The organism is Epibacterium ulvae, assembly GCF_900102795.1.
GTDB lineage: Bacteria > Pseudomonadota > Alphaproteobacteria > Rhodobacterales > Rhodobacteraceae > Epibacterium > Epibacterium ulvae.
Genome location: NZ_FMWG01000013.1, coordinates 47,259 through 60,649, shown reverse-complemented (window position 1 = coordinate 60,649; position 13,391 = coordinate 47,259). Strand labels below are relative to the sequence as shown.

The following is a 13,391-nucleotide window of genomic DNA, read 5'->3' as shown; positions in this document are numbered from 1 at the left end:
GTAGCATTTCACGCACTGCAAGAGGTCAATTTACAGGTGAGAGATGCAAAAGATCATCGCACAAGAATTTACGGGGCAAAATGCCTGGGACGCTTTGGACATAGAACACATTAGGGATGCAACTGTCCGCCTGCATTGGACAGATGCGCCTTACAAATGGCATGTGAATGATGGCCCGGAAGTGTTTGCGGTTCTTGACGGCAAAGTTGATATGCATGTCCGACAAGAGGGGCGCGAGGAGGTTTTGCGCTTGCAGCCGGGGGATATCTTTCATGCAGAGGTGGGAGACGAACATGTTGCGCATCCAGATGGGCAGGCGCGTGTGCTTGTTATTGAACAAGCGGGAAGTGTTTAAAAGATATCCCAGATTTACCGCACCAGCCAACGCTCTAACCCGTCACTCTGGGAAGACAGATGATGCCAGCGGGGATCTGTGGGTTGGCCTGCGCGCAAAACCAGTTTGCCCAAAAGACCGACAATAGCCCACTCAGAGCGGGCGCTGCGGGGGATATAGGTCTGTGTTGGGTCAAAGGCAGCAGAGAGACGGGGCTCTTTTTCACCCGATGGGGTGCTGTGATACAGCCGTGCGCCAAAGGCGTCGCGCTGGTATTTGCCCGGCCATTCGGCCAGATCCGCATCGCCCAAAAGGGCAGGGGTTGCTGAAATCACACCAATGGGGATTTCCTGATCCCGCGCGGGGCGGATCTTATCACCGTCTAACACCACAGACAGGCCGCGGCGGTCTTCGTCATCTGGATTGCCATCGGCCCATTCAAAAAACTCCGCATAATCCGCGCCACCGGCCTGCCAGCTGCCGGTGCAATGGCCGGTGCCATTGGCGCTCAGTCGGAATTGCACGGCCCCGCCCGCTTCGCCTTGCAAAAGGTCACCGGTGCTGGCGCTTTGACGCAGCCGCAGCCGGGGGCCATTGGCAGCTGAGAGCACCAGTGCCTCGTCCCATTGGCTGCCATTGGCGCTGAGTTTGACGCTTAGATCATCACTGCCGGCAAGGCCAATTTCAGCCCGCCCGCTAAAGGCGTTTTGCAAGACAAAACTGGCGGTGTCGCTGCTGTGAGCTTTGTTCACTTTGAGCTGATGGCCCTGACCTTCATGGTTGAACAGGCTGGCCTGTGCCGCAACAGTCAGGCGATTGTCACTGTCTGCGCTGCTGTTGATACCGATTTGCGGCGTTCTATAACAAGGCAGGCTTTGCCAATTGCTGCCACTCCAGACCCACATCTGGGCGCTGTTCAGATCCCACAGGCGCCAGCCGGGATCAGGCGTGAGATAAAGCCAGCCTTCGCCCTGCCAGATGGCCAGTTGCAACGCGTGCCCGGCCCAGATCCCACTGGGAGAGGATCCTATCGCATAGGCAAGGCCCACCGTCGGGCCGCTTGGCGGGGTTTCGGCATGGATATCCTGCACCACCAGCTGCACCAGCCCATCCAACAGGCGCAGGGCTTCATTGTGGGTCACATGTTTTTGGGCCTGCGCAGGCAGCAAAAGGGGCAGGTCCAGACGGGAAGAATGATCAGACATGAAGGCTCCGGCGACAGAAGAAAGTGAGAGAAGGTGAGCTTGCCTGAGGGGCTTAAAGACCGGCCTAAGAGTGCGTACGCTGGGGGTGCACCGCTTTGATCATGCAAGGACACAGGACAAAACAAGATCAAAGCACGGCTATTTTGCGGTGAATTGTTTTCATATTGAAAACAATCTTCATGTTGTTGCCGTAATTCAAACCGTATTTGCGCCATTGCTCTCGCCAAGGTTGCCAAAGGAAGGCGATTTTGTGGCGAGGCGACATGCGGGTGAGATTTGACACAAGCTTTGGGGCGGCGCAGGGCGTGGCGGATCTGATTGTGCTGGACATGGGTGCATGGTCTTCTTTGCTGGCGGTGGAACGGCTGGGCGGTGGAATCCACAGCTATGATCTCAATTCTTTGGCCCAGCAGGATGACCGCGCGCATCAAGGCGCTGTTCTGGGCACAGGGCAGGGCGCTGTGCTGGCGGGAGAGACACCCCGGCTGCTGTTGGCGGGCAGCGCCGGTTCACAGGTTCACAGCCATGTGGTGGCGCGCAATGGTGATATCGCGCGCCAAGACAGCTGGGCTTTGCCGGGGACAGGAGATCTGGATGTGCTTACCAGTGTTCGGATTGGTGGGCAGGATCTGCTTTATGGCTGGTCTGGAGGACGCCTTGGGGGATGGCGCATAGAAGAGGGCGGGCGTTTGCAGGCTGTTGCGCAAAATGGTGCTGGCAGCCCGTATCATACGGCAGAAGGCACTGGTGTGCAGGTGGTTTCAGCTGGGGCGTCGTCGTTTCTTGTGGCCGCTTACCGTGATGCAAATGGGCTGGGTGGTCTGCGCAGCTATGCAATCAACGCAGCCACAGGTGCACTGACACCGCAGGATCAGCTGGATGGTGCAGACGGCTGGGGCGTGTCGTTGCCTTCAACTTTGGAGATGGTGACAGCCTATGGCCGCGCCTGGCTTTTTGTGGGAGCGGCAGGCAGCAGTTCGCTGTCTGTGGTGGCGGTGTCAGGCTCTGGACGCCTCACGTTGAGCGATCATGTGATTGACAGTCTGGGCAGCCGGTTTGGCCAGATTTCTGCGTTGAAAGTTGTTGATGTGGATGGCCATGTTCTGGTGTTGGCAGCGGGAGGAGATGGCGGGCTGGAGGTGCTGCGCCTGTTGCCCTCTGGGCAATTGGTGCAGGCGGCACAGTTGGTGGAAGGCGAGGATGGCGGGGGCTTGCAGAATGTCACCGCAATTGAAGCCCATGTCAGCGCCAATACAATCTCGATTTTTGTCGCCTCAGAAGGGGGGGCGGGCCAGGATGGCGCGGGGCTTGCCCATTATGAGCTGCGCCGCGCGGATCTGGGACAGGTGTTGACAGCCCAGTCTGCGCGACTGCTGGGCACGGCGGGAGATGACCTTTTACTGGATGGCGGGCAGGCGCGCCATCTGCAGGGGGCCGCGGGCGCAGATATGTTGGTGGCGTCGCGGGCAGGCAGTCAATTGCAGGGCGGGGCGGGCGCGGATCGCTTTGTCATTCAGCCGCATCAGGGGGAGATTGCCCAGGGGCGGATTGAGATCTTAGATTTTGAAGTGGGGCTGGATCAGCTGGATCTGAGCCTTGTGCCGGGGCTGCGCAGTCTGAGCCAGCTGGAGGTGCGCACGCGCGGCGCAGAACTTTCACTGACCTTTGACGGGTTAGACCTGCGTCTTCACAGTGCAGATGGCACCCGTCTGCAGCTGCAAGACATCTGGCCACAGGATATGCAACAGGCCTATCATATCCCGCCGGGGGAGAGCCTGTCTGCAACCCCGGTGATTGATCCGCCACCGCCGGTGGTCGGGGATGAGACCCTTGTGATTGGCGATACCGGAGACAATCTGCTGACAGGCAGCCAGGCTGCAGATCGGATTGTCGGGGCGGCTGGTAATGACAGCTTGTGGGGCGCCGCTGGAGCGGACAGTCTGCTGGGAGGCGACGGGGCAGATATGCTGCGCGGTCAGGCCGGTCATGATCGTCTGTGGGGCGGTTCTGGTGCAGATCACCTGAACGGGGATCGTGGACGTGATACATTAAGCGGCAATGAAGGGGCCGATCGCCTTTATGGGGCGGCAGGGCATGATGTGTTGTGGGGCGCGCGCGGCAATGACCGCCTGTATGGGCAACGCGGCAACGACCGTTTGGAAGGTCAGGCTGGGCATGACAGCCTGTGGGGGGGGGCTGGCACAGACCGGCTGGTGGGTGGCACTGGAGCAGATCAGCTGCGCGGGCAAGCGGGCAATGACCGGCTGTTTGGCGGCACCGGGCGTGATGATCTGGGCGGAGGACAGGGGCAAGACAGGTTATATGGGCAGCAGGGGGCGGATCGTCTGAATGGTGGTGCAGGGGCCGATCTGTTGTGGGGCGGTGCAGAGGGGGATGTCTTTGTCTTTGCAGGCCGCCACGGGCAAGATCGGATCATGGATTTTCAGCAGGGACGCGATGTGATGGATCTACGTGCCTTGGCGCAGGGCGGGGCAGAGCGGGTTTCGGATCTTGATATCAGGTCAGCCCAAGGCGATCTTTCGATCGACACCGGCAGTGGCAGGATCCTTCTGGAGGATTTGGCGCGTCTTGAACTGACAGCGGCCGATTTCATTTTCTAAGTTTTTTGGTTTTGAGAGTATGAATGGGGGGCTTTGGGGGAGAACACGATGGACAACCAATCAACCAAGATAGCAGAAATTTGCGAATGTATTGATCATAGCTTTGGATTCTTAGTCTGGTGTGATGACTTTGCCCGTCGTGTTGATCCTGATGATCTGGCTTTTGGCCTCGCCCGGGGGCATGAGTTGATTTCTCATGCGACCCGACTGCATAGTTTTCTTGCCCTTAGGAAGCTCGACGATTTTTTATCAAGCAAGACGACCAAGGCGGATGATTTGGTCGCCACTAAACTTGGGTTAGATGTGTCAGAGATTCTTAGTGGAAAGTGTTTTCTAACATCGAACGAGCGACAAGACATAAACAAGGGCGTTGCTCACCTCACGAAACGGCTATCGCTTGATGCTGATAGTGAGGTCGAATTGAAGGCAATCGTCGTGCGCTCCATACCTATATACAAACGTTTGATACTGGAACTTTGCAATTTAGATACTTCTAACGAAGCTGAGTATTGGCTCAATAAGACTGGCAAACTGGTACAATGGTACAATGAAGTACTAGGCGTGGCCGGCTAAATGTCAGTTATGCCTGCAGTGTGCCTATTCAGCACTTGTCTGATTTGTAGTAAACCACAGTGCTATAGATCAAAGGCTTGCAGGGTGGACAATCTAGCGGGATTAACGAAAATAAAGATCGTAAGGGGCTGAGTTTCGTATTGTGGGCGCTCTGTAAATTTTCTGGCTGTGACCCCTCTTTCAGTGCCTTATACCAGTCTCTTGGGGGCAGCCATGGACAGGCTTTGGCAATCGGCTTAAACCAGTGCGCAAGACGGGGCGCGAACAAAGGGTTAAGCCAATGAGCCGCAAGTATTTTGGAACCGATGGCATCCGAGGCCGCGCCAATACAGGCGCAATGACTGCCCCCTTTATGGTGCAGCTGGCCACAGCTGTGGGGCAATATTTCAAAGACAGTGCAGAAACCCGTCGTGTGGTGATTGGCAAAGACACGCGCCGCTCTGGCTATATGTTGGAAAATGCCCTGACCTCGGGGTTTATGGCCGCAGGGCTGGATGTGTTTATGCTGGGGCCGTTGCCCACCCCTGCGGTGGGGCTGCTCACACGGTCCATGCGCGCAGATCTGGGCGTGATGATTTCCGCCAGCCACAATCCCCATCATGACAATGGCATCAAATTCTTTGGCCCCGATGGTTATAAGCTGTCAGACAAGGCTGAGGCTGAAATCGAAACCCTGCTGGAAGCCTTGTTAAATGGCACAACAGAAGCGTCCAGTGGCGAGATTGGCCGCGCCACGCAATTGCACAATTCCGCCACGCGCTATGTGGAATATGCTAAAACCACCGTTGCGCGCAGCGTGCAGCTGAATGGGCTGCGCATTGTTTTGGACTGTGCCAATGGGGCTGCCTATAAGGCGGCCCCTGAAATCCTATGGGAGCTGGGTGCGGAAGTGATCCCTTTGGGCATCCAGCCGGATGGGTTTAATATCAACAAGAGCTGTGGTTCGACCCACCCGGATGCCGCTGCGCGGCTGGTGCGTGAAACCCGCGCGGATCTGGGCATCTGCCTGGATGGGGATGCGGATCGGATTATCCTGTTGGATGAAACCGGCGCGATTGTGGATGGCGACCAGATCATGGCGCTTTTGGCCACACACTGGGCCAAGGAAGGCAAGTTGAACCACAACACATTGGTGGCAACGGTGATGTCAAACCTCGGTCTGGAAACTCATCTGAAGGAACAGGGGATCACCCTGCAGCGCACGCAGGTGGGGGATCGCTATGTGGTTGAGGAAATGCGCCGCGGTGGCTTTAATATGGGAGGAGAGCAATCCGGCCATATCGTGTTAAGCGATCATGCCACCACAGGGGACGGGCTGATGGCCGGTTTGCAGGTCTTGTCGATCCTGCAGGGCAGCGGACGAAAGGCCAGCGAACTGCTGCGCCGTTTCACCCCGGTGCCGCAGCTGCTGCAGAATGTGCGCTACGGGGCAGGCCGCGCGCCTTTGGAACAGGAAGACGTCAAAGCCGCCATTGCCAAAGGTGAGGCCGCACTGGCCGGATCTGGGCGCCTGTTGATTCGCAAATCCGGCACGGAACCTTTGGTGCGGGTGATGGGCGAAAGCCATGATGGCGCCGTTTTGAAAACGGTGGTGGATGACATCTGCGCAGCCATCGCGGAACATGCCTAAAGGGCAGCCTGTCGCCGGTTGTTCCGAATATTGGCAACGCCACCAAGATGCGTCTGACCGGTTTCATTGACGAGATCGAGAGCGCACTGGGCAAAAGAGTGGTCCGCAATTACATGGAGATACAGGCAGGGGATGTGCCTGCGATCTGAACCGATACGAATTCGTTGCACCAGCTGACAGGCGATTAGCCGCAGAGCGATGTCACAGAAAGTATTGCCCAATACGTGGCCTGGTTCCGCGACGACTATGAGAAACAAACAGGAGCTGATGCTCCGGTGTAGGATAAACACGGATGTCACTTGAGGCTTCAAAAGTTGCAATCGTTGGTCTGGGTTATGTGGGCCTGCCGTTGGCGGTGGAATTTGGTAAAACCCGCCCCACCTTGGGCTTTGACATCAATACCAGCCGGATTGCGGCCCTGCGGGGCGGGCAGGACAGCACTGGTGAGGTGACGTCTGCAGAATTGGCTGAGGCCGCGCATCTTGAAATCACAGATGATCTGGACACTCTGCGCACGGCACAGATTTATATTGTCACAGTGCCCACGCCCATTGATGCCCATAAGCGCCCGGATCTGAGCCCGCTGATTGCGGCCTCAAAAACCGTGGGCGCGGTGCTGAAACCCGGCGATCTGGTGATCTATGAAAGCACGGTTTATCCTGGGGCCACCGAAGAAGACTGCGTGCCAGTGCTGGAGCAGGTCTCTGGCCTGACATTCAACCGAGATTTTTATGTGGGCTATAGTCCTGAACGGATCAACCCCGGCGATAAAACCCACCGTTTGCCTAATATCGTCAAGGTCACGGCAGGCTCCACCCCAGAAGCCGCAGCCAAGGTGGATACGCTTTATGGAGAAATCATTACGGCCGGCACGCACCGGGCGGAAAGCATCAAAGTGGCCGAAGCTGCGAAGGTGATTGAAAATACCCAGCGTGACCTGAATATCGCTTTGGTCAATGAACTGGCGCAGATCTTTCACCGGATGGATCTGGACACAGAGGCGGTGCTGCGCGCAGCAGGCACGAAATGGAATTTCCTGCCCTTTCGCCCCGGTTTGGTGGGGGGGCACTGCATTGGTGTTGACCCTTATTACCTGACCCATAAGGCTGAAAGCCTAGGCCATCATCCGCAGGTCATTCTGGCAGGTCGGCGCATCAATGATCAGATGGGCGTTTATGTGGCGGGCGAGGTGGTGAAACTGATGCTGCAGCGTCAGATTTCTGTCAGTGCTCAAAGCCGGGTTCTGGTGCTGGGCCTTACCTTTAAAGAAAACTGCCCGGACCTGCGCAACACAGGCGTTTTGCATCTGATCCGTGAATTGCAGGATTATGGGCTGAATGTCGATGTGCATGACCCCTATGCCAACCCGCAAGATGCCCTGCGCGAATATGATCTGACCTTATGTTCAGATCCTGCCCAAGGCCGTTATGATGCGGTGGTGTTGGCCGTGGCCCATGAAGACTACCGCTCACAGGGGGCTGCCACTTTACGCGCCTATGGGCGCAAAACGCATGTGTTTTACGATCTGAAATCCGCCTTTGGCCCAGGGGAAAGTGATATGCGCCTGTAAAGAGTGGTTTTGCCGGCTGGGAGGTCGGTTCCTGTCCAGGCACAGTCCGCATGATCTGTGTCACAAGTGCCCGCAAAAGTAGCCTTTTTCCTGTGGCCAAAAGGAAGAAAACAAACTGTGCTGCAATCGCTTCACACAGGGCCGGTTTTATGGAAACTAGGCGCTGCAGGTTCGGCTATTCCAGACCGGACCCTTGAGTATTTCATTTGAGGTCCTTCTCATGCAAACTGTATTGGTCACCGGGTCTGCCGGTTTTATTGGCTTTCATCTTAGCAAACTGCTTCTCTCGCGTGGGTATCGTGTGGTTGGTCTGGACGCGCTGAGCGACTATTATGACGTCTCTTTGAAAGAAACGCGCCATGACTTGCTCGCAAAAGAGCCCAATGGGGATGCGTTTACGCCTGTCATCGGTAAGGTGGAAACGCCTGGTTTGGTGGCTGCGCTGTTTGCTGAACACAAACCGGATTTTGTGGTGCACCTCGCTGCGCAGGCCGGTGTGCGCTACTCGATTGAGAACCCGCGCTCCTATCTGGAAAGCAACCTGATCGGTACGTTTGAAATCTTAGAAGCCGCCCGTGCCCATCCGCCCAAGCATATGCTGCTGGCCTCGACGTCTTCGGCTTTTGGGGCCAACACCCAGATGCCTTATCAGGAAACCCAGCGCGCTGATCATCAGATGTCTTTTTATGCGGCCACCAAGAAGTCGACGGAAAACATGGCGCATTCTTATGCGCATCTGTTTGATCTGCCTGTGACCATGTTCCGCTTTTTCACGGTTTATGGCCCTTGGGGGCGGCCGGATATGGCGCTGTTTAAATTCACCAAAGCGATTCTCGAAGGCAATCCGATCGATGTTTATAACCATGGCGATATGAAGCGCGATTTCACCTATGTGGAAGACCTGGTGGAGGCGATCTGCCTGCTTCTGGATGCGGTGCCTGAACGTCCTGCTGATGGCCGGGTGCCCGAAGGCGACAGCCTGTCTCCGGTGGCTCCGCATCGCGTGGTAAATATTGGCAACTCCACCTCGGTTCAGCTCACAGATTTTATTGCGGCGATTGAAAAAGCCACCGGCCTCACCGCTGAACAGAACTTGATGCCGATGCAGGCAGGTGATGTGCCCGCCACATGGGCGGATGCAAGCCTGTTGCAGCAGCTCACCGGTTATGTTCCCAAGACCGATGTGGACACTGGCGTTGCCGCCTTTGTGGAGTGGTATCAAAGCTTTTACCGCCCCAATGTGGCAGGCCGCCAGTCCTAGCTGTGCAATTTCTGGACAGGGTCTGGGAGGTTACAGATTCTCAGCTCCTGTCTAAGCATACTATGATCGTTTGAGACTATCGTCTTGCGGGTATTGTGCCCGGTGGGAGGGGTCGCCAAAACGCTTTTAAATTCGTTTGCGAGACAAAAATAGGCAGAACTACAAATCCCTAACAAATAGCTAATGATTCTTCTTGCGATGGTACTTTGGGCTGTTAAAATAGATTCAGTTTTAAGAGTTTGAGGATTTAACGTGACCAAACAAGTCTACACCATCCCCGTTCTTCGTATTCATGGCAAAGTTGAAGCCGTTACGGAAGGCCTATCAACTGGTAGCCGCCTTGATAGCAGTTTTCCGCCGTCTTCTCCGCGTGGCGACCTTACGTTCTCATAAATCGCATGGCTGGCTTTGGCCAGAATGGTCATTTGTAAGTAGTGATTGAATAATGGCTGACTTCAAAATGGCGGCTGTTAGAAATTAACCAAGCAAGAGCAGGCGACCTGTCTTCTCTTGCTTCGTCTGTGTGGGACTAGGCGTTTTATGCGCCCTGATGTGATCGCACTCAATCTTAATGGCCTCATCAATGAAATATTTTCAAGCCAAAGCAACCGTGGTTGATGCCGATATGGATGGCGACCGCGCGCTGCTAGATCTCGAAGAGAATACCTACTTTACCCTAAATCCGACAGCATCGACCATCTGGGCTGCGATTTCTGAACCTCAACCTCTGCAGGTTCTTGTCGCTGAAGTGACAGAGAAATTTGATGTTTCCGAAGAAGAATGCCGATCTGATGTGGAGGCTTTGCTGCAGGATATGGTTGCGGCCAACCTCGTGAATGAGGTCGAGGCCTGAATGCGCCTTTTGCGTCGATTTGGTCTTTATGCTCTGTGCTTGGGAACCTTGGTTGTTGTGCGGGTTTTGCTGTGGCTGACCCGCTATCAGCGGATCATGAGCTGGCTGGTCAAACCCTGTCAGGCCAAGGCCAACCCTCAACGTCGCAGTGCCGTTGCTGCCACGGTGCGTGCCGTGAGCCGCAGCGCGAAGCTGGTGCCGGGCGCGAGCTGTCTGACACAGACGATTGCCTGTCAGGCGATTCTGTCTTGGCGCAGCATTCCCAGCACCATCGAAATCGGCGTCCGTTACAATGAAGATGAGACAGAGCAAAGATTTAATGCGCATGCTTGGTTGATGTGGAATGGCCACGCGGTTCTGGAGGCGCAGGAAGGCAATATTGACAGCTTCTCGATCATCAACAGCTTGCCGACCCCCACACGAGAGATAGTGCGTTAGCGATGCATGGTTTTGTTGCCCAGATTGCTGAGGCGCGGCCGATAGAACGGCTGAACCGTCTTGCACGGGCGGGCTGGCGGACAGACGCGAAATTTAACTGTGCCACGATTGGGATGGCGTCCTGCCAGCCTGTGACAAGATCTGATACAGAGGCGCAGCTGATTGGGTTGGCCTGGTTGGCCAATCGGGATGAGATCTGTGACGGTCTTGGCCTTGATACCAAGGCAAGTCATTTACAAGATTTTGATTTGATTGCACGCTTATGGGAACGCGACGGATCTGCGTTTGTGCATCAGGTCAATGGTGGGTTTTCGCTTCTGGTCTATCAACCTGAAACGGGTGTCGTTGATTGCTTCCGTGACCCGTTTGGCATGTTTCCCTTATATTATACGCAGCAGGCAGAGCATCTGACATGTGGGAGCGATCTGCGCGCAGTCTTGCATCTGGCAAACGCACCATTGACGGCGGATCTGACACGTCTGGCGGATTATATTGTGGGCGAAGAAATAGATCGGTCTCGCACGGCATTTGCGGAAATTAGGCGAGTGCCTGCAGCGCATATTTTGCGTGTGGATGGACAGAATGCGCCGGAGCTCCAGGCCTACTGGTCGCTGCCTGACCCGGATGAGATTTCTGTAGAGGCGGCGGTTTCAGGCTTTAAAGCACCGCTACAGTTGGCGTGTTCTGCCTGTGTTGGGGGGGCGCCCGACGGCGTTGGCGCGATGCTGAGTGGCGGGCTTGATTCCTCTTCGGTGGCCGGGTTGGCCGCAGATCAACGGGCGCAGGCCGGGGCGGCAAAACTGCCTACGCTGTCGTTTACATACCCCGGAAAACCCTATGACGAGAGCCCATATATCACCGCTGCAGACGCGCAGTTTTATACAGACCCCGAACATATAGCCGTTACAGCTGCCCCGGATCTGAGAGCGTTGCCGGGCATTGTCGAAGAGCAAATGGATCTGTTTCTGGCTTATGGATTACAGAAGAGCCGCGCGATCTATCACGTCGGACGCGATCGGGGGCTGCGGGTTTTGCTGGATGGTCATGGCGGGGATGAGGTCGTCTCCCATGGCTATGGTCGTCTGATAGAACTTGCGGCAGCGCGCCAATGGGGGGCGCTGCTGCGGGAAAGCCGGGGCGTGTCACAGGTTTATGGGAGCAGCACGTTACAGCTTTTTCTCCTGTTGTTTGGCAAATTTGCACGGTTCAAACCAAAGGGATTGCCGCGTCGAGCGATCATGCGCCTTGCCCGGCGGCTGCACCAGAAAGAGCAGAGAGGCGAGCCAGAGTTTGACAGTAAGACGCTGTTGTCAGATGATCTGCGCGCCTGGCTCTCTCTGGAGGAAACGCCACGCTATGATTGCACAGAAAAGAATGGCGACACCCCGGCAGAACTGCGTCAGCAGGAACGGTTTGAACACCGTAGGAACTTGAAAGCGCCAATTCTGGAACATGCGTTTGAAGTGCTGTTTCGGGCAGCTGGGGCGGCGTGTATTCTACCACTCTACCCGTTTTTTGATCAGCGCGTCGTCCGCTTTTGCCTGTCTGTGCCTGCAGCGGCCAAGCTGCAGGGGGGGCGTACCCGGTGGGTGCTGCGCGAAGGGCTTGGGGATGTCTTACCGGCATTGATCCGCAAGCGCCGCACAAAGGCTGATTTCGGGGATGAATTTCGTGATGCGGTTCAACGCTTTGCTCAAATGACACCGATTGGGCATTCTTTGCAGGCCGGAGCACGCCCGATAGATCTGCTGCGCCCAGAAATCGTTGCAGAGCTTGAGCACCGCGTGGGCGAACTGCAACACAGTTCTGCAGATGTGCTGCGGGCCTACTGGCGCCTTACGGTGCTGCGGGACTGGCTGGATGCCTGCACGCGTTGGACAAAGCTGCAAGCAGCAGGAAAGTTGATGTAACGATGCAGACATTCTACGATGTCTTTGGTCTTGTGATCCGGTCTGATTTTACACTTGAGGCTTTGTCAGAGGCAACTTTGTCAGAGGCCGCGGCGCTCCAACGCAAAGATCAAAAGCCCGAACTGGTTGTACGCCGCGTCAGCGGTTTAAAGCGGCCAGAGCAGCACTCTCATGACCCGTTTTTCGACATTACACCAGAGGTGCAGTATATGCATTGGCAGGCGGTGGGGACCTTTGTGGTTCGCAGTGCGGATCTGGTTGAGATCGAACCCGGTGATGGGATCGATGATCATCTCGTCTCGCAGCCCTTGCTGGGATTGGTGATGTCCATCGTGCTGGAACGGCGCGGCGTGCTGTGCCTGCATGCGGGTGCGGTCAATATCCGGGGGCGCGCTGCGTTGTTTCTGGGCGACAAAGGGGCCGGGAAATCCACTACCTGTGCAATGCTTCTGAACACTGGCGCTTTGCCGATAACTGATGATCTGGTCGCGGTTGAGACAACTGAGACCGGCAAAGCGCACATTCGCCCCGGATTTTCGCGAATGAAACTCTGGCCGGACAGCATCGCTGCGCTAAACTTGTCCGCGACAGCGGCTGACGTACAGGTCCATCCCAAGATCAGTAAAATTCAAAAAGCCATGCCGCAGATGGTCGAGCAAACCCCAGTGCCTGCAGCATGTGGCTTTTTTCTCAATCGTTCGCAGGATGTGACGCAGTTAGAGGTGAGCCGTCTGGCCCCGCATGAAGCTTTGCCGTTGTTGATGCGGTTTACCTTTATGGCACGTTATGGTGAGAGCCGATTGGGGCGGGATCATTTGATCGCCCATATGCGCCGTTGCAGTGCCTTTGTGGCAAAGGTCCCGATGCATCGGCTCGACATACCTGAAGACCTGTCGCAGCTGCCTGCTCTTTCCCAAGTTATTCAGGAGACAGTGGAACATGTCTGAATTTTCCGAAGCGCCTGTTTTTTATCTCTGGCGAATAGAGAACAACCAA

General features: G+C 55.9%; 12 protein-coding genes. 11 read left to right on the top strand and 1 reads right to left on the bottom strand.

Translation table 11 applies throughout. The features are described from left to right. Window positions 1–43 precede the first annotated feature (43 nt). Window positions 44–355: a cupin domain-containing protein gene (locus BLP79_RS16630; RefSeq protein WP_090220823.1), complete on the top strand. Its 312-nt coding sequence runs from the start codon at window positions 44–46 to the stop codon at window positions 353–355. A 14-nt stretch (window positions 356–369) separates the two neighbouring features. On the opposite strand, the gene BLP79_RS16625 is transcribed toward BLP79_RS16630, so the two are convergent. Then, the gene (locus tag BLP79_RS16625) at window positions 370–1,539 is read right to left on the bottom strand and encodes a peptidase G2 autoproteolytic cleavage domain-containing protein (protein ID WP_090220822.1); all 1,170 of its coding nucleotides are present in this window, start codon (window positions 1,537–1,539) and stop codon (window positions 370–372) included. Between the two features lie 263 nt (window positions 1,540–1,802). Here BLP79_RS16625 and BLP79_RS16615 point away from each other — a divergent pair, with 263 nt between their 5' ends. The 10 genes from BLP79_RS16615 to BLP79_RS16575 all read left to right on the top strand — a co-directional run bounded on the left by BLP79_RS16615 (window position 1,803) and on the right by BLP79_RS16575 (window position 13,342). After that, entirely contained in the window at window positions 1,803–4,160 is a 2,358-nt protein-coding gene (locus BLP79_RS16615) for a calcium-binding protein (protein ID WP_090220820.1), read from the top strand. 48 nt (window positions 4,161–4,208) lie between these two features. After that, window positions 4,209–4,733: a hypothetical protein gene (locus BLP79_RS16610; RefSeq protein ID WP_090220819.1), complete on the top strand. Its 525-nt coding sequence runs from the start codon at window positions 4,209–4,211 to the stop codon at window positions 4,731–4,733. A 280-nt stretch (window positions 4,734–5,013) separates the two neighbouring features. Beyond that, window positions 5,014–6,363, top strand: coding sequence for a phosphoglucosamine mutase (gene glmM / locus BLP79_RS16605; RefSeq protein ID WP_090220818.1), 1,350 nt, complete (start codon window positions 5,014–5,016; stop codon window positions 6,361–6,363). A 292-nt stretch (window positions 6,364–6,655) separates the two neighbouring features. After that, window positions 6,656–7,933 (top strand): nucleotide sugar dehydrogenase, encoded by a 1,278-nt coding sequence (locus BLP79_RS16600; protein WP_090220817.1) that lies wholly within the window; start codon window positions 6,656–6,658, stop codon window positions 7,931–7,933. A 220-nt stretch (window positions 7,934–8,153) separates the two neighbouring features. Further along, a complete protein-coding gene (locus BLP79_RS16595; RefSeq protein WP_090220816.1) occupies window positions 8,154–9,194 on the top strand; it encodes an NAD-dependent epimerase/dehydratase family protein in 1,041 nt (346 codons plus the stop codon). Window positions 9,195–9,446: 252 nt separating this feature from the next. Continuing rightward, on the top strand, window positions 9,447–9,587 hold the full coding sequence (locus tag BLP79_RS19735) for a hypothetical protein (RefSeq protein WP_170830514.1): 141 nt from the start codon (window positions 9,447–9,449) through the stop codon (window positions 9,585–9,587). A gap of 190 nt (window positions 9,588–9,777) precedes the next feature. Then, window positions 9,778–10,047, top strand: coding sequence for a PqqD family protein (locus BLP79_RS16590; protein WP_232716533.1), 270 nt, complete (start codon window positions 9,778–9,780; stop codon window positions 10,045–10,047). Next, window positions 10,048–10,485: a lasso peptide biosynthesis B2 protein gene (locus BLP79_RS16585; RefSeq protein ID WP_090220814.1), complete on the top strand. Its 438-nt coding sequence runs from the start codon at window positions 10,048–10,050 to the stop codon at window positions 10,483–10,485. Between the two features lie 2 nt (window positions 10,486–10,487). Further along, window positions 10,488–12,395 (top strand): asparagine synthase-related protein, encoded by a 1,908-nt coding sequence (locus tag BLP79_RS16580; protein ID WP_090220813.1) that lies wholly within the window; start codon window positions 10,488–10,490, stop codon window positions 12,393–12,395. Window positions 12,396–12,397: 2 nt separating this feature from the next. After that, window positions 12,398–13,342 (top strand): phosphoenolpyruvate carboxykinase (ATP), encoded by a 945-nt coding sequence (locus BLP79_RS16575; RefSeq protein WP_090220812.1) that lies wholly within the window; start codon window positions 12,398–12,400, stop codon window positions 13,340–13,342. The last annotated feature ends 49 nt before the right edge of the window (window positions 13,343–13,391 follow it).